Annotated in this window: 14 protein-coding genes and 3 tRNA genes; 11 read left to right on the top strand and 6 right to left on the bottom strand. The window is 66.7% G+C overall.

Annotated features, from left to right (window positions below; translation table 11 throughout):
* The first annotated feature begins 5 nt into the window (after positions 1 to 5).
* The 4 genes from B1A74_RS12265 (at position 6) to lpxC (ending at position 4,271) form a co-directional block, all read left to right on the top strand.
* Positions 6 to 734 (top strand): cell division protein FtsQ/DivIB, encoded by a 729-nt coding sequence (locus B1A74_RS12265; protein WP_208855998.1) that lies wholly within the window; start codon positions 6 to 8, stop codon positions 732 to 734.
* A gap of 14 nt (positions 735 to 748) precedes the next feature.
* On the top strand, positions 749 to 1,984 hold the full coding sequence (ftsA, locus tag B1A74_RS12260; protein WP_018869879.1) for a cell division protein FtsA: 1,236 nt from the start codon (positions 749 to 751) through the stop codon (positions 1,982 to 1,984).
* A gap of 77 nt (positions 1,985 to 2,061) precedes the next feature.
* Positions 2,062 to 3,231, top strand: a complete 1,170-nt coding sequence (ftsZ, locus tag B1A74_RS12255; protein WP_018947368.1) for a cell division protein FtsZ — start codon at positions 2,062 to 2,064, stop codon at positions 3,229 to 3,231.
* A 119-nt stretch (positions 3,232 to 3,350) separates the two neighbouring features.
* A complete protein-coding gene (lpxC, locus tag B1A74_RS12250) occupies positions 3,351 to 4,271 on the top strand; it encodes a UDP-3-O-acyl-N-acetylglucosamine deacetylase (RefSeq protein ID WP_077244790.1) in 921 nt (306 codons plus the stop codon).
* Between the two features lie 6 nt (positions 4,272 to 4,277).
* On the opposite strand, the gene B1A74_RS12245 is transcribed toward lpxC, so the two are convergent.
* Positions 4,278 to 4,721: a DciA family protein gene (locus B1A74_RS12245; RefSeq protein WP_018947366.1), complete on the bottom strand. Its 444-nt coding sequence runs from the start codon at positions 4,719 to 4,721 to the stop codon at positions 4,278 to 4,280.
* 51 nt (positions 4,722 to 4,772) lie between these two features.
* Here B1A74_RS12245 and B1A74_RS12240 point away from each other — a divergent pair, with 51 nt between their 5' ends.
* The 4 genes from B1A74_RS12240 to B1A74_RS12225 are packed head-to-tail and all read left to right on the top strand — an operon-like array spanning position 4,773 to position 10,714.
* Positions 4,773 to 5,642 carry a M23 family metallopeptidase gene (locus B1A74_RS12240; RefSeq protein ID WP_077244789.1) on the top strand — a complete coding sequence of 290 codons (870 nt, stop codon included), beginning with the start codon at positions 4,773 to 4,775 and terminating at the stop codon, positions 5,640 to 5,642.
* A gap of 58 nt (positions 5,643 to 5,700) precedes the next feature.
* Positions 5,701 to 8,505 carry a preprotein translocase subunit SecA gene (gene secA / locus B1A74_RS12235; protein WP_077244788.1) on the top strand — a complete coding sequence of 935 codons (2,805 nt, stop codon included), beginning with the start codon at positions 5,701 to 5,703 and terminating at the stop codon, positions 8,503 to 8,505.
* A gap of 24 nt (positions 8,506 to 8,529) precedes the next feature.
* A complete protein-coding gene (gene argJ / locus B1A74_RS12230; protein ID WP_077244787.1) occupies positions 8,530 to 9,747 on the top strand; it encodes a bifunctional glutamate N-acetyltransferase/amino-acid acetyltransferase ArgJ in 1,218 nt (405 codons plus the stop codon).
* Positions 9,728 to 10,714, top strand: a complete 987-nt coding sequence (locus tag B1A74_RS12225; RefSeq protein ID WP_167769419.1) for a Nudix family hydrolase — start codon at positions 9,728 to 9,730, stop codon at positions 10,712 to 10,714. Before argJ ends, B1A74_RS12225 begins: the two co-directional genes overlap by 20 nt.
* 28 nt (positions 10,715 to 10,742) lie before the next feature.
* Here B1A74_RS12225 and zapD read toward each other — a convergent pair whose 3' ends face one another.
* The 5 genes from zapD to pilB are packed head-to-tail and all read right to left on the bottom strand — an operon-like array spanning position 10,743 to position 16,024.
* Positions 10,743 to 11,513, bottom strand: a complete 771-nt coding sequence (zapD, locus tag B1A74_RS12220) for a cell division protein ZapD (RefSeq protein ID WP_077244786.1) — start codon at positions 11,511 to 11,513, stop codon at positions 10,743 to 10,745.
* 55 nt (positions 11,514 to 11,568) lie between these two features.
* Positions 11,569 to 12,180, bottom strand: a complete 612-nt coding sequence (gene coaE, locus B1A74_RS12215) for a dephospho-CoA kinase (RefSeq protein ID WP_077244785.1) — start codon at positions 12,178 to 12,180, stop codon at positions 11,569 to 11,571.
* 8 nt (positions 12,181 to 12,188) lie between these two features.
* Positions 12,189 to 13,055, bottom strand: coding sequence for a prepilin peptidase (locus B1A74_RS12210; RefSeq protein ID WP_077244784.1), 867 nt, complete (start codon positions 13,053 to 13,055; stop codon positions 12,189 to 12,191).
* Positions 13,056 to 13,077: 22 nt separating this feature from the next.
* On the bottom strand, positions 13,078 to 14,289 hold the full coding sequence (locus tag B1A74_RS12205) for a type II secretion system F family protein (RefSeq protein WP_018869890.1): 1,212 nt from the start codon (positions 14,287 to 14,289) through the stop codon (positions 13,078 to 13,080).
* A gap of 19 nt (positions 14,290 to 14,308) precedes the next feature.
* Entirely contained in the window at positions 14,309 to 16,024 is a 1,716-nt protein-coding gene (gene pilB, locus B1A74_RS12200; protein ID WP_018947357.1) for a type IV-A pilus assembly ATPase PilB, read from the bottom strand.
* 259 nt (positions 16,025 to 16,283) lie between these two features.
* Between pilB and B1A74_RS12195 the strand changes: the two genes are divergently transcribed.
* From B1A74_RS12195 to B1A74_RS12185, 3 genes are all read left to right on the top strand, one after another.
* Positions 16,284 to 16,368, top strand: a tRNA-Tyr gene (locus B1A74_RS12195).
* Between the two features lie 52 nt (positions 16,369 to 16,420).
* Positions 16,421 to 16,494, top strand: a tRNA-Gly gene (locus tag B1A74_RS12190).
* 20 nt (positions 16,495 to 16,514) lie between these two features.
* Positions 16,515 to 16,590, top strand: a tRNA-Thr gene (locus tag B1A74_RS12185).
* Positions 16,591 to 16,678 lie beyond the last annotated feature (88 nt).

The raw sequence follows: 16,678 nt of genomic DNA, 5'->3' as shown, positions 1-16,678 counted from the left end.
GCAGCGTGTCCGGTCCGGCCCTGCGTCTGCTGGCCGGAATGGCGCTGGCCGCGGCGATCGTGCTGGTCCTGCTGGCGACGACCCGGTTCGAGCCGGACGCGCTGGTGCCGGTGGAGAGCATCGAGATCGCCGGCGAGCCGCGCTACGCCGACGTGGAGAGGGTGCGTGAACTCGCGCGTCGCCACGCGCCGGGGTTCATTACCGCCGATCTGGCGGCGCTGGAACGTTCGCTGGTGGCCGAGCCCTGGATCGATGGCGTGCAGCTGCGCCGGCAATGGCCGGGGACGCTGGTGGTCGAGGTGCGCGAACCGGTACCGGTGGCGCGCTGGGGCGAGGAGCAGCTGGTCGACCGGCATGGCCGGGTGTTCGGGCCGGTGGATCAGGCCGAGTGGGACTACCTGCCCGCGCTGGAGGGGCAGGACGGGCGCCAGGTGGTGCTGATGCGCCGTTACCTCGAGGTGTCGGCACGTCTGGCGGATGCCGGCCTGGAAGTGGCCGGCGTAGCCGAGGGGCGTCGGCATGACTGGACCATCCGTCTGGAGTCCGGGGGCCGGATCCTGATGGGGCGGGACGCCGAGGCGGCCCGCCTGAATGCTCTGGTACGGGCGGCCAACGTCGTGCGCGAGCGCCGTGACGCGCCGGTGGAACGCTGGGACCTGCGCTATCCGCATGGCATGGCGGTGGCCTGGGCCGAAGAAGACGGGGGCGCCGCCGGCGATCCCGGGACACAGTGAAAGGACGCGGGGAGATGATGGCAAAGAAGGCGGAATCGGGTCTGATCGTCGGGCTGGATGTCGGGACCTCGAAGATCGAGGCCATCGTCGGCGAGCTGAAGGACGATGGCGAGATCGAGATCATCGGCATCGGCTCGTCGCCCTCGCGCGGACTGAAGAAGGGCGTGGTGGTCAACATCGAGTCCACCGTGCAGTCGATCCAGCGCGCGGTGGAGGAGGCCGAGCTGATGGCCGGCTGCGAGATCCACTCGGTGTACACCGGTATCGCCGGGAGTCACGTGAAGAGCTACAACTCGACCGGCGTGGTGGCCATCAAGGACGGCGAGGTGGGGCCGGGCGACGTCGAGCGGGTCATCGACGCCGCGCGGGCCATCGCGATCCCCGCCGACCAGCGCATCCTCCACGTGCTCCCGCAGGAATACATCATCGACGAGCAGGAGGGCATCCGCGAACCGGTGGGGATGTCCGGCGTGCGCCTGGAGGCGAAGGTCCATCTGGTCACCGGCGCGGTGTCGGCGGCGCAGAACATCGTGAAGTGCGTGGAGCGCTGCGGCCTGCGGGTGGACGACATCATCCTCGAACAGCTGGCGTCGTCGTATTCGGTGCTGACCGAGGACGAGAAGGACCTGGGGGTCTGCCTGGTGGATGTCGGGGGCGGCACCACCGATATCGCGGTGTTCTCCCACGGCGCGATCGCGCACACCGCGGTGCTGCCGATCGCCGGTGACCAGGTGACCAACGACATCGCGGTCGCGCTGCGCACGCCCACGCAGTACGCCGAGGAACTGAAGATGAAATACGCCTGCGCGCTGCGCTCGCTGGCCGACCCCGGGGAGTCCATCGAGGTCCCGGGGGTGGGCGACCGCGAGGCGCGCCGGCTCTCGCGGCAGACCCTGGCGTCGGTGGTGGAACCGCGTTACGAGGAGCTTCTGCAACTGGTGCAGGCCGAACTGCGCCGTTCCGGGACCGAGGAAATGATCGCCGCCGGGGTGGTGCTGACCGGCGGGTCGTCGCGGATGGAAGGTGGGGTGGACCTGGCCGAGGAGGTCTTCCACATGCCCGTTCGCCTGGGTGTTCCGCAGCACGTGACCGGGCTGCTGGACGTGGTGCGCAACCCGGTGCATGCCACCGGGGTGGGCCTGCTGCTGTATGCCCGCGAGTCACGGGCCCTGCAGGAGGCCCGCCCGGTGGAATCCGGGTTCCAGGGGATCTGGGCGCGCATGAAGCGCTGGTTTACCGGCCAGTTCTAGGCCGGACCGAAGGGCCGGACCGCTCTCCGGCTACCGAGAAGGAAGGACATGTACACACGAAACAAGAGGACGCAATCATGACGTTCGAACTGATGGATACCTTTAGCCAGAGCGCCACGATCAAGGTCGTGGGCGTGGGTGGCGGCGGCGGCAACGCCGTACAGCACATGGTTCATTCGCAGCTGGATGGCGTGGATTTTATCTGCGCCAATACCGATGCCCAGGCGCTCAAGAGTCTGGATTCCAAGACCCTGCTGCAGCTGGGCGGGGACATCACCAAGGGCCTGGGCGCCGGCGCCGATCCGTCGGTGGGCCGCGAGGCCGCACTGGAGGATCGCGAGCGGGTGCAGGACCTGCTGCACGGCGCGGACATGGTGTTCATCACCGCCGGCATGGGCGGCGGCACGGGCACCGGCGCGGCCCCGGTGGTGGCACAGATCGCCAAGGAGATGGGCATCCTGACCGTGGCCGTGGTGACCAAGCCGTTCCCGTTCGAGGGCAAGAAGCGCATGCAGGTCGCAATGTCCGGGATCAAGGCGCTGACCGAGCAGGTGGACTCCCTGATCACCATCCCCAACGAGAAGCTGCTCACGGTGATGGGCAAGAACACCACCCTGCTGGATGCCTTCAAGGCCGCCAACGACGTGCTGTTCGGCGCGGTGCAGGGCATCGCCGAGCTGATCACCCGTCCGGGCCTGATCAACGTCGACTTCGCCGACGTACGCAACGTGATGCGCGAGATGGGCATGGCGATGATGGGGACCGGCACCGGTTCCGGCGAAGACCGTGCGCGCCAGGCCGCCGAGGCCGCGATTGCCAGCCCGCTGCTGGAGGACATCGACATCTCCGGGGCGCGCGGCATCCTGGTCAACGTGACCGGGGGCATGGATGTCGGTATCGGCGAATTCGAGGAAGTCGGCGAAGCGGTGAAGGCGCTGGCCTCCGAGGACGCCACCGTGGTGGTGGGTACTGTCATCGATCCCGAGATGAGCGACGAGATGCGGGTCACGTTGGTGGCCACCGGCCTGGGCGCGCAGACCGAGCAGCCCGAACGCCCGCAGGTGCGCGTGGTGGATGCCCAGCCGCAGCAGGCGGCGGCCGGTTCCGACGTGGATTTCGATCGCCCTACGCACCAGCGTCAGCGCCGGAGCCAGGACGAGGTCGCGACGGATTACGGCAGCGGTAACCAGCAGTCGAACATCGATGTGCTCGACATCCCGGCTTTCCTGCGCAAGCAGGCGGATTGAGGGGCTTGACATGCAGGAGGAGCGGAATCCTGCAATAATGGAGCATTCGTTGTGTGCATGAACGGAGCCCGGGAGGGCCCGGGCTCCCCTCCATGCGCTCTCGCAGAAGAGGCAGTGCGTTGATCAGGCAAAGAACGCTCAAGAACAGCATCCGGGCGACCGGAGTCGGGCTCCATACGGGCGAGAAGGTGGTCCTTACGCTGCGTCCGGCCCCCCCCAATACCGGAATCGTGTTTCACCGCGATGACCTCGACCCGCCGGTGGAAATCCCGGCACGGGCCGAGAACGTCGGGGACACGCGGCTGTCCACGACCCTGGTCAACGGCGATGCGCGGGTCTCCACCGTGGAACATCTGCTGTCGGCGGTGGCCGGTCTGGGCATCGACAATCTCTTCGTCGACGTGAGCGCGGCGGAGGTCCCGATCATGGACGGCAGCGCGGGACCGTTCGTGTTTCTGCTGCAGTCCGCGGGTCTCAAGGAGCAGGATGCTCCCAAGGAATTCATCCGGGTGAAGCGCAGCGTGGAGGTTCGCGACGGCGACAAATGGGTGCGCTTCGATCCCTATGAAGGGTTCAAGGTCGGTTTCTGCATCGACTTTGAACACCCCATGTTCACCGACGGGAGCCAGCGCGCCGAGCTGGATTTCTCGTCCACCTCATTCGTGAAGGAAGTCTCGCGCGCCCGGACATTCGGGTTCATGCGCGACATCGAGGCCCTGCGGGCGAACCAGCTGGCACTGGGTGGCAGCCTCGACAACGCCGTGGTGCTGGACGATTTCAGGATCCTCAACGAAACCGGACTGCGCTACGACAACGAACTGGTCAAGCACAAGATCCTCGACGTGGTCGGCGATCTCTACCTGCTGGGCCACAGCCTGATCGGGGCTTTCACCGGGCACAAGTCCGGTCATGCCCTGAACAACCAGCTCATCCGTCAGCTGGCCGCGGACCGGACGGCCTGGGAAAAGGTCACCTTCGAGGACCCTGCGGAGCCGCTGCCGATCTCGTTCGGGCAGCTGGAGCCGGGCGCCACCGGCTGAGGGACGTCACCCCGCATCGTTCCCCGAATCGCGGGGACGGGTGCGGGCCAGCCGTCGCAGTGCTCCCGCCAGGCGGGGATCGTCGACCTCGCCGGCCGTCTGTTCCAGGGTTTGGCGGGCGCTGTCCGGGATCGGCGGACGACTGCGCACCGGCTCCGGTTCGGTAGAGCGGGCCGCACCGCCCAGGGCGACCCGCACGCGCTCCACTTCGGGGTAGCCGGCCGCCTGCAGGGTCTTGAGGATCTCGCGCTGCTGGAAGCGCATCTCGGTGCACAGGGCGCGGTCGCGGCAGACTGCCACCAGGGTGGTGTCGTGGCGCACCAGCTGGAGTCGCCCACTGGCGACGTGCGTTCCGACCAGCCCGGCCAGTGCCCGTTCCAGTGCCCGGTCCGGGGTGACGTGGCTCTGCCACGCGGCGCGGATGTATCGGCCGATGCGGGGCGGCGTCATGGCTGACATGGCGCCTCCCGGTCGGGTCTTGCAGGAATCAACGGAGGTTGCATGGACCTGATGCTACTACGAGCGGGCGGTGTCTGTACCCGGATCCCGCTGTGGCTGGTGGTTCCGGTGCTGCTGGGGGTGCTGGCCGCGGTCGTGACCGCCGGCTATCAGCTGGGCCAGCAGCAGCGTGACGTGGTCGAAATCCCCGTGCTCCCGACCGTGGGCTCGCCCGATCTCGAACTCGCGGAACGCGAGCTCGCGCGCGAGGGGGTGGAGTCGCTGGCGTCCCGTCTGGTCGAGCTGGAAAACCGCCAGGTGCGCCTGGACCTGCGCATGTCCGGTCTGGGCGACGCCCTGGATCTGGACCCGGAGGCGCTGGAACCGAAGACCGGCGGTCGTGGCGGACCCGCGCCGCCGGACTCCGCGGCCGCGATGGACCGTCGCATCGCCGCGCTGGATCACCTGCTGGGGCAGCGCGACACGACTGTCGCGCGCCTGGACGAGGCGGTGCGCGGCGATGCCCGGGACGAGCGGATGCGCCCCGGCGTGCGGCCGGTGGAATCCGAGGCCTGGGTCAGCTCGGCCTTTGGATACCGCGACGATCCGTTCACCGGCGAGCGGCGTTTTCATTCCGGCATGGACTACGCCGGGCGCGAGGGCTCCGAGATCCGGGCGGCCGCGGACGGGATCGTGGTGCGGGCGGACACCAACGGTGGGTTCGGGCGCAGCGTCGACATCGTTCATGCCGACGGGTTGCTGACCCGTTACGCGCATAATGCGGAGTTGCTGGTCGATCCCGGGGAACGGGTGGAAGCAGGCCAGCCCATCGCCCGTATGGGCAGTACCGGACGGACGACGGATACCCACCTCCATTTCGAAGTTCACGGTCCCGGCGGGTCGGAAAATCCGGCCGACTACGTCCATCGCTGAGCGTGACCTCCGCGGATCGTTTATCCTAGGTCGGTTTCAGCCAATCTTCCGGATCCCCATGAAGCAGCTCGTACGCAAGTTCTTCGGCAGTCGCAACGACCGCATCATCAAGCGCTACGCGAAAAAGGCCGAGCGCATCAATGCCCTGGCCCCGGCCATCGACGATCTGCCGCAGGAAGAACTGCGGCACAAGACCGATGAATTCCGCCGACGGCTGCAGTCGGGCGAGGACCTGGATGCGCTGCTGCCCGAAGCCTTCGCGGTCTGCCGAGCGATGAGCGACCGCGTACTCGGCCTGCGCCACTTCGATGTCCAGCTGATGGGCGGGATGGTCCTGCACGACGGACGGATCGCGGAAATGCGCACCGGCGAGGGCAAGACCCTGGTCGCGACCCTGACGGCCTATCTCAATGCGCTGCCGGGTGATGGCGTGCACGTGGTGACCGTGAACGACTATCTCGCCCGCCGCGATGCGGCCTGGATGGGACGGCTCTACCAGGCCCTGGGACTGACGGTCGGCGTCATCAACTCCTCCGGCGGGCAGTCGGGCGGTGCCTCCTCGTTCGTGTTCGACCCCGACCATGTGGCGGGTGAGGACGGCATGGACGGCCTGCGGCCGGTCACCCGTACCGAGGCCTACGCGGCCGACATCACCTATGGCACGAACAACGAGTTCGGTTTCGACTATCTGCGCGACAACATGGCCTTCTCGGCCGAACAGCGCGTGCAGCGGGGCCTGAACTACGCGCTGGTCGACGAGGTGGACTCGATCCTGATCGACGAGGCGCGCACGCCCCTGATCATTTCCGGCCCGTCCGGCTCGGACTCCGAGCTGTACGAGCGCATGAATGCGATCCCGCCGCAGCTGACGCGTCAGGAAGACGAAGAGAGCGAGGGCGACTACTTCGTTGACGAGAAGGCCAAACAGGTCTTCCTCAGCGAGGACGGCCACGAGAAGGCCGAGGCCCTGCTGCGCGAGGCCGGCCTGCTGGAGGAGGACCAGTCGCTGTACGACGCCGGCGCGATCGCGGTCCTGCACCATCTGAACGCGGCGCTGCGCGCGCATGCCCTGTTCCATCGGGATGTCGACTATCTGGTGCGCGACAACCAGGTCCAGATCATCGACGAATTCACCGGCCGCATCATGACCGGTCGGCGCTGGTCCGAGGGGCTGCATCAGGCGATCGAGGCCAAGGAGGGCGTGCCGATCCAGCGCGAGAACCAGACGCTTGCCTCGATCACCTTCCAGAACTATTTCCGCCAGTACGACAAGCTGGCGGGCATGACCGGCACCGCCGATACCGAAGCCTACGAGTTCCAGACCATCTACGGCCTGGAGGTCGTGGTGGTCCCCGGGAACAAGCCGCTGATCCGCGAGGACATGCAGGACCTGGTGTACCTGACCCAGGACGAGAAGTACGACGCGATCGCGAAGGAGATCCAGTGGTGCGTCGAGCGCGGCCAGCCGGTGCTGGTCGGCACGGCCTCGGTGGACAGCTCCGAGCGGCTGGCGAAGTCGCTCAAGGAGAAGGGGGTCGAGTTCGAGGTGCTCAACGCCAAGCAGCACGAGCGGGAGGCGCACATCATTGCCCAGGCCGGGCAGCCCGGCGCAGTGACCCTGGCCACTAACATGGCCGGTCGCGGTACCGACATCGTTCTGGGCGGCAGCCTGGATGCCGAGCTGGCCGAGGTGGATCCGGAGGACACCGAGCAGCGCGAGCGGATTCGCGAGGCATGGCAGAAGCGTCACGACGAGGTCCTGGCCTCCGGCGGCCTGCACATCATCGGCTCCGAACGGCACGAGTCGCGGCGCATCGACAACCAGCTGCGCGGACGCTCCGGGCGCCAGGGGGATCCGGGCTCCAGCCGTTTCTTCCTGTCGCTGGAGGATAACCTGATGCGGGTGTTCGCCTCCGAGCGCGTCAAGTCGCTGATGAGCCGCCTGGGGATGAAGGAAGGCGAGGCGATCGAAAACGCATGGGTCTCGCGGGCGATCGAGAACGCCCAGCGCAAGGTTGAGGCGCACAACTTCGACATCCGCAAGCAGTTGCTGGAATACGACGACGTCGCCAACGACCAGCGCCAGGTCATCTACGAGCAGCGCGCGGAACTGCTGACCACCGAAGACATCAGCGACACCATTGATGCCCTCGTGGCCGACGTGATGAATGCGCAGATCAGCGAATACATCCCGCCCGGCAGCATCGAGGATATCTGGGATCCGGAAGGGCTGGAGCAGGCGCTGCGCAACGAATTCGGCCTGGAACTGCCGGTCAAGCAGTGGCTGGATGACGAGGACGACCTGCACGAGGAACCCCTGCGCGAGCGCATCATCGAGCGGGCGCGCGAGACCCTCAACGGCAAGCGCGAACAGCTGGGCGATGCCACCATGAACCGCCTGCAACGAGACGTGATGCTGCAGGTGCTGGATTCGCAGTGGAAGGAGCACCTGGCGGCGATGGACTATCTGCGCCAGGGGATCGGCCTGCGCGGGTATGCCAACCGAAATCCCAAGCAGGAATACAAGAAAGAAGCGTTCGCGATGTTCCAGTCGCTGCTGGAGCGCATCAAGCACGACGTGATCAAGATGCTGCTGCGTATCCAGCTGCGCTCCGCCGAGGACGCCGAACAGCTGCAGCCGGAACGCCGGGCACCGGACACCGGAGCCATGAATTTCCGCCACGAGAACCCCGACAGTCCGCTGGCCGCGGACGAGGACGATGGGGGTGCCGCGGAAGATGACGCGCGCAAGGTCGCCGGTGGTGACGAGACGTACCGGCGGGAGGAGCCCAAGCTCGGCCGCAACGAGCCCTGCTGGTGCGGTTCCGGCAAGAAATACAAGCACTGCCACGGCCGTCTCTGACGGCCGGTCCGGGGAGACGCGCTGATGGCCGTGGGACTGCAGGAACCGTCGGCGCCGCCGGCCGTGCCGGGCATCCGTCTGGCAGCCGGGGCGGCCGGCATCCGGTATGCCGGTCGTGATGACCTGGTGCTGATGGACGGTGGCGAACACGCAGTGGTCGCCGCGTTGTACACAACCAGCGCCTTTCGCGCTGCGCCGGTGGAAGTCGCCCGACGGCATCAGGCGGAGGGGCGTCCCCGCTGGCTTCTGATCAATGCCGGGAACGCCAACGCGGGTACCGGTGAGCCCGGGCTGCGTGCGGCCGAGGCGAGCTGCACGGCCCTGGCCCGGCTGGCCGGCTGCGAGGCCTCGGCGGTGCTGCCGTTTTCCACCGGGGTGATCGGCGAGCCGTTTCCGCTGGAGCGGCTGGAGGCGGCCCTGCCGGGGCTCTACGACGGACTCGTGGAGGATGGCGAAAGCTGGCTGCGGGCGGCGCGGGCGATCATGACCACTGACACGGTGACGAAAGTCGCGAGCCGCGACGTCCGTCTGTCCGAAGGGTGCGTGCGGCTGACAGGCATGGCGAAGGGATCGGGGATGATCCATCCCGACATGGCGACGATGCTGGGTTTTGTCGGCACGGACCTGGCCACCGATGCGGACGAGCTGGACGCGCTGCTGCGCGAGGCGAACCGTGACAGTTTCAACGCCATTACCGTGGATGGCGATACCTCGACCAATGACGCGCTGGTCTGCATGGCCAGCGGGGCCAGCGGTGTCCGTCTGGTCGGCGATGCCGACCGCACCGCGTTCGCGCAGGCGCTGGGGTCACTGTGTCTGGAACTGGCGACCGCGATCGTGCGCGACGGGGAGGGGGCGACCAAGTTCGTGACCGTGGAGGTGACGGGCGCATGCGAGCGGGCGGAAGCCGAGCGCGTTGCCGAGACGGTCGCGTTGTCCCCTCTGGTGAAGACCGCGCTGTACGCCAGTGACCCGAACTGGGGGCGCATCCTCGCGGCCGTGGGACGGGCCGGCGTCAGCGATCTCCGGATCGAGGGGGTCACGGTCGACATCAACGGTCTGGCGATCGTGCGCGGTGGCGGCCGCGCGCCCGAATACCGTGAGGAAGACGGGCAGGCCGCCTTCGCGGCCGACGAGATCACCATCGCCATCGACCTCGGACGGGGCGATGCGCGGGCGCGCAAGTACACCTGCGATTTCTCCCACGAGTACGTGCGCATCAATGCCGAATACCGCTCCTGAGGCGGCACCGCTCGATGTGGCGCTGGGCGTGATCGAGGACGGGGCGGGCCGGGTCCTGGTCGGTCAACGCGGGGCCGGGCAGCATCAGCCGGACCGCCTCGAATTCCCCGGCGGCAAGCTGGAGGCGGACGAGTCCCCGGCCGCGGGCCTGGTGCGCGAGATCCGGGAGGAGACCGCGCTGGAGGTGGCCCATGCCATCCCCTGCCTGCGGCTGGAGCATGACTACGGCGACCGCCGCGTCAGGTTGCACGTGTTCCGGGTGCCGGACTGGAGCGGCGAGGTCCGGGAGTGCGAAGGCTGCGCCCTGCGCTGGCGCGAGGCGACCGCGCTGGATCCGGCGGATTTCCCGGCCGCCAACGGCCCGATTCTGCGCCTGTTGCAGCTCCCCGATTTCCTTCTGGTGACGCCCGACCCGGCCGGGTCCGACGGCATCGCCGCCGTGGTGGACCGTGTGGCGGCCCGCCTCCGGCACGGGGATGTGGGGCTGTTGCAGGTCCGTGCGCCGGGGCTGGCACGGGACGACTATCTCCGCTTTGCCCATGACCTGGTGACGGTCGCGCAGTCGCTGGGCACTGAAGTGCTCCTGAACGCGCCGCTGGACTGGCTGGACGAGCTACCGCCGGCCGGGGTGCATCTGCCGGAGCGGCGCTGGCGGGCGCTGTCCCGGCGCCCCGCGGTGGCCGGCCGGATCAGCGTGTCCGCGCACGATGTCACGGGTCTCCGGGAGGCGAGGGGACTGGCGCCCGATCTGGCCGTGGTCGGACCGGTCCGGCCGACGCGGACGCACCCGGGGGCGACGCCGCTGGGCTGGGACGGTCTGGCACGTCTGACCGCGGCGAGTCCGGTGCCGGTCTACGCCCTGGGGGGGCTGGACGCGGGCAGCCTCGCGCCGGCCCGCGCCGCCGGCGCCTGCGGGATCGCAGCCATCCGTGGTCTGCTCGGAGAGCCGCCGGGCGGCCGGGAGTGACGTCACGGGCGGTGCCGCCCTGGGCTGCCTACAGGGCGCAGCAGCAAAGGCCGAATGTCACATCCTCGCGCACCGGATTCGGGCGCGAGCGGAAATCGCCGGGATCCATGAAGCGCACGGTGAAGCGCTGACGCCCGCCCGAGATCTCGGGGTAGATGCCCAGCTGCGGGTCCACGCTGACCCGAATCATCTGCCAGGCGTGCTGGCTGTCCAGGGGCTGTTCCAGGAATCCCTCCTCCGCGGTGACGCTGCGGTCGTTGCCGGATCCGCGGATATAGCGCAGCACGTGCTGTGTGGCCTCGGTCACGCTCTCCAGCGGCCGGAACCACTCCCGCAGCAGCTCGGTGCGCGCTTCCACTGGCTGTGACAGCCAGTGGTGGTAGATCGGCAGATCGAAGTCGAAGGCGCCACCGGGCAGGGCCATCCGTTGGCGCACACTGTTGAAGAATTCGTTTTCGCGGACGGCGCCGTCCAGGGCTCCGGCCTGTTCTTCCAGTGCGGAATGCAGGCGTCGCTGGTCGTCCATCGTGCTCCGGAAACGGCTGGAATCGATCCCGGGCTGGTCGGCCAGCCGCTGCAGATTGGCCGTCTGGCGCTCGATCTCGCCCATCAGCTCGCGCTTGATGTCGACGCGCGTGACCAGCGCATAGATGTCGACCAGAGAAACCAGGGCTTCGTGGTGGTCGTAAGGTTGCCCTGCCTGCAGGGCGTCACCGAAACGTTGCGTGAGCGCCTCCAGCCGGAGCAGGAGGCGGATCCGTTCGTGGAGGGGCTGTTCGAAGATCAGCGGACGGGTCACGGTGGCGCCATTGGATTGAAGATCCTGCAGTATCGAACATTGGGGGGCATGGTTTCTACCCGTCGGACGTGAGGGAGCGCAATTCGCGGTCGATGGTCAGCACCTGTGCGCGAAGCTGGCGGTCGTCCACGGTGTCCCGGTTGTCGATCCAGACATCGGCCCGCCGGCGCCGTTCGTTGGCCCCGAGCTGACGCTCCATGATGGCGGCGACCTCCTCCCGGGTCCGGTCGTCGCGGCGGGTGACGCGCTCGATCTGCTCCTCGGGCGTGCATTCGACGGTGATCACTCGAACAAAGTCGTCTTCCCAGCCAGCCTCGAACAGCAACGGCACCACGATCAGGGCATACGGGGCATCCGTGTCGCCGCGCTCGAGGCGGGCGTGGATCTCCCGGTGGACTCGCGGGTGAACGATGGCTTCCAGCGCTTCGCGCTCGGTCGGGTCGGCAAACACACGTGCTGCCAGCGCGCGGCGATCAAGGTGACCTCGCGGATCGAGCACGCCGGGGCCGAAGTGTTCAACGATGGCTCCGTGCAGGGGCTGGCCGGGTTCCTGCAGTTCGCGGGTGACGCGGTCGGCATCCAGAACCGGTACCCCCAGTTCCGCAAACAATGCCGCCACCCGGGTTTTCCCGGATCCAATGCCGCCGGTCAGGCCCGCCCGTTCCATGCCCCCGATTATAGGCCGTGAGGGAAATAGATGCGCAGCAATGCGTCGCCGGTGATCAGCGTCAGCCAGCCGGCGGCGGCGAGGTACGGGCCGAAAGGGATGGGGATGTTGCGGTCGCGTCCGCGCAGGGCAATCAGGGCGATCCCGACCACCGCGCCCACCAGAGACGCGAGGAGCAAAATGACCGGGAGGGCCTGCCAGCCCAGCCACGCCCCCAGGGCCGCCAGCAGCTTGAAATCGCCGTAGCCCATCCCTTCCTTCCCGGTGAGCAGGCGGAAGCCGTGGAAGATCAGCCACAGGAGAAGGTAACCGGCCATGGCCCCGAACACCGCGGACTGCAGATCGGTGAACAGCCCGAAGCTGTTGACCAGCAGGCCAAGCCACAGCAGCGGCAGCGTCAGCTGGTCCGGCAGCAGGGTGGTGCGGGCGTCGACGCCCCCGGCCGCGATCAGGACGGCCGTCAGGATCAGGGCCATGCCGGCTTCGATGCCCGCGCCGAAATACCAGACGGTGACTGCGAACAGAATCCCGGTGAGCAGTTCCACCGCCGGATACTGCCAGCTGATGCGCACACCACAGCCGGGACAGCGGCCACGCAGGAACGCAAAGCTGAACAGCGGGATGTTCTCGATCGCGCGGATGGCGCGCTGGCAGTTCGGACAGCGCGAGCGGGGACGGATCAGGTCGAAACGTTCCGCGGTGGTATCCGCCGGCGGTTCCTCGCCATCCAGGACGTAGCGGGCCTCGGCCTGCCACTCTCGTTCGAGCATCACCGGCAGCCGCGCAATGACGACGTTGATGAAGCTGCCGATCACGAGCCCGAGAACGGCGGCGACCGCGATCGCGATCGCCGGATTGGCCAGCAGATCGCTCATGGCCGGCGGCTGCGGATGGCCGTCACAGAACCTGCCCCATGTGGAAGATCGGCAGGTACATGGCGATCACCAGGCCGCCGACCAGCACGCCCAGCACGACCATGATCAGCGGCTCGAGCAGGCTGGACAGGCTGTCCACCGCGTTGTCGACTTCTTCTTCGTAGAAGTCGGCGACCTTGCCCAGCATGGTGTCCAGCGAGCCGGATTCCTCGCCGATCGCGACCATCTGCACCACCATGTTGGGGAACACGGCGGTATTGCGCATCGACCATTGCAGCTGGCCGCCGGCCGCGGTCTCATCGCGCATGCGCTCGGTCGCTTCGCGATACACGGCGTTGCCCGTGGCGCCGGAGACCGAATTGAGGGCGTCCACCAAAGGCACGCCGGCGGCGAACATGGTGGACAGTGTGCGGGCGAAACGCGCCACCGCAGCCTTGCGCAGGATCGGCCCGAACGCCGGGGCGCGCAGGATCGCGATGTCGAGGAAGCGATCGAATTTCGGGAGACGCTGGCGTGCCTGGACAAAGAGGAAACCGGCCAGAACGGCCCCGCCCAGCAGGGCCCACCACCAGGCCTGTACGAACTCCGACATGTTAATGACCATGCGGGTGAACACCGGGAGGTCTGCGCCGAAGCCCTGGAACAGGGATTCGAACTGCGGCACCACGTAGATCAGCAGGATCGCCGTTACCACGATGGCCACCACGATGACCGCCGCCGGATAGAACAGGGCCTTGCGGATCTTGGCCTTGAGGGCCTCCGTCTTTTCCTTGTAGGTCGCGATCTTGTCGAGCAGCGTTTCCAGGGTCCCGGACTGCTCGCCGGACTCGACCAGATTCACCACGAGGTCGTCGAAGTGCTTCGGGTGCTTCGACAGGGCGGTGGCGAAGGTGTCGCCGCCCTCGACGTCGGTCTTGATCTGCATGATCAGATCGCGCATCGAGGCCTTTTCGTTGCCCCGACCCACGATCTCGAACGCCTGCACCAGCGGCACCCCCGACTGCAGCATGGTGGTCATCTGGCGCAGGAAATACGCGATGTCGGCGGGGATGATCTTCTTCTGCCCGCCACCCAGAAGGGGTTTCGGCTTCTTCTTGATCTTCAGAACGTTGACGCCGTTCTTGCGCAGTTCGGCGCGCGCGGAGGTCTCGTTCTCCGCGGGCACTTCGCCCTTGACGCGGTCCCCGTTCTTGTTGAGGCCTTCCCAAGTGTAGATCGTGCCGGAATCGGCCATTCCCTGTCCCCCTTAGCCGCTAGTCGATGGTCACGCGGTTGACTTCTTCCAGGCTGGTCAGCCCTTCGATGACCTTGTGCAGGCCCGCCCGCCGCAGGTCCTTGATGCCTTCTTTTTCGGCCTGGCGGGCGAGTTCGGTGCTGTTGCCATTTTCAAGGATGATCCGTTCAAGTTCCTCCGAGATCGGCATAACCTGGTAGATCCCGAGCCGGCCCTTGTAGCCATTGGTGCACTGATCGCAGCCCACCGGCCGGTACACCGTGAAGCCCTGTTCGAGCTCCTCGTCGGTAAAGCCCTCGTCGCGCAGCGTTTCCTCCGGCAGATCCTCGGGTGCCTTGCAGTTGGGGCACAGACGGCGCGCCAGTCGCTGCGCGATGATCAGCAGGATGGACGAGGCGATGTTGTACGGCGGCACCCCCATGTTGGCCAGGCGCGTCAGGGTTTGCGGCGCATCGTTGGTGTGCAGGGTGGAGAGTACCAGATGCCCGGTCTGAGCGGCCTTGATGGCGATCTCGGCGGTTTCCAGGTCGCGGATCTCGCCGACCATGATCACGTCGGGGTCTTGGCGCAGGAAGGCGCGCAGTGCGCTGGCGAACGTCAGTCCGACCTTGGGGTTGATGTTGACCTGGTTCACCCCGGGCATGTTGATTTCGGACGGGTCTTCCGCAGTGGAGATGTTGCGGTCCGACGTGTTGAGGATGCCCAGACCGGTGTAGAGGGAGACGGTCTTGCCGGAGCCGGTCGGTCCGGTCACCAGGATCATCCCGTACGGGCGCCCGAGGGCCTCCAGGTACTGCGCCTTCTGCTCCTCCTCGTAACCGAGCTGATCGATGCCCATCGAGGCCGAGCTCGGGTCGAGGATGCGCAGTACGATTTTTTCGCCGAACAGCGTGGGCAGGGAGCTGACACGGAAGTCGATCGCGCGGGTGCGTGAGAGCTTCAGCTTGATGCGCCCGTCCTGCGGGATGCGGCGTTCGGCGATATCCATGCGCGACATGACCTTGACGCGGGCCAGGATGCGGGGAGCCAGCGAGTTCGGCGGGTGAGCCACCTCATGCAGCACGCCGTCAATGCGAAAACGAACCCGGAAATCCTTCTCGAAAGGTTCCAGGTGGATGTCCGATGCCTTACGGTTGATCGCGTCCATCAGCAGCTTGTTGACGAACCGAACTACCGGGGCGTCATCAACGGCATCACCTTCATCCGAGGCACTCTCGGTATCGGAATCGGCTTCGACATTCAGACTGTCGAGCTCGTCATCGCCGAGATCTTCCATCAACTGGGACGAGGCATTCAGTGCGTCGTCGATGGCCTTGTCCAGTTTCTTCGGTTCGACCAGCACCGCATCGACGGGCATCCCGGTGGCGAATTTGAATTCGTCGGTGGCCACCAGGTTGGTGGGATCGGATACCGCGATGAACAACCGATTCCCGCGTTGCATCAGAGGCAGGGCATGATGCTTCTGGATCAGCTTCTCGTTCAGGTGGTCGCGCGGAATGACTTCCTCGTCAAAGGCGGCCATGTCCAGTACCGGAAGCCCGAACTCCTCCGCCGCCGCTTCGACGAGTCGTGGTTCCGGCACGTCGCCCTTGTCGGCCAGCAGCGCCATGAGTGGGGTCTGTTGGGTCCGCGCCTGTTCGACCAGCTGTTGGGCGATGTCCTGTGCAATCAGCCCGTTGTCGACGAGGCGTTTTGCCAGCCCCGGCAGTCGGGGGGTCGTGTTGCTGTTGGCCATGGGTGTTCGCAGACGTTATTGGGGGTGATCCACACTGTACGTGGCGCGGTCCGGAATGGAAACGCATGCCGAGCTGGCGCTGCGGTTGTTCCTCACATTGGCCCGATATTAGAGCGGTTATTCGGCGGATTACAAGGATGGGAACAAGGTTTTTCGCTGTCCGCGCCCTCGATGCGGGCCAGTCGACGGTTCTGCGAACGGCGTCTCGGGCGGGGTTGACTTGCCTCGATTCGTCTCTCAGAATGCACGGCTTGGTTCAGGAGGGATACCCAAGCGGCCAACGGGGGCAGACTGTAAATCTGCTGGCACAGCCTTCGGAGGTTCGAATCCTCCTCCCTCCACCACCCAGTTTCATGCCAGCGACCCGAGCGGGCGATGGCGAGAAAGCCAGGTTCTGCGGGTGTAGTTCAATGGTAGAACCTCAGCCTTCCAAGCTGATGATGTGGGTTCGATTCCCATCACCCGCTCCAGATTCTGGCTTGCAGGTCAGGCTCATGTAGCTCAGCAGGTAGAGCACTTCCTTGGTAAGGAAGAGGTCACCGGTTCGAGTCCGGTCATGAGCTCCATTTTTGGTACGTAGCAACGTCAGTGCTGCCGTCGTAGCGACAGCGTCACGATCCGGGGAAGCGAGATATGTCCAAGGAAAAGTTCGAA

The organism is Thioalkalivibrio halophilus (genome assembly GCF_001995255.1).
Taxonomy (GTDB): domain Bacteria; phylum Pseudomonadota; class Gammaproteobacteria; order Ectothiorhodospirales; family Ectothiorhodospiraceae; genus Thioalkalivibrio; species Thioalkalivibrio halophilus.
Note: the sequence above shows the minus strand (reverse complement) of the source record. Positions and strands in the feature narration are given on the sequence as shown.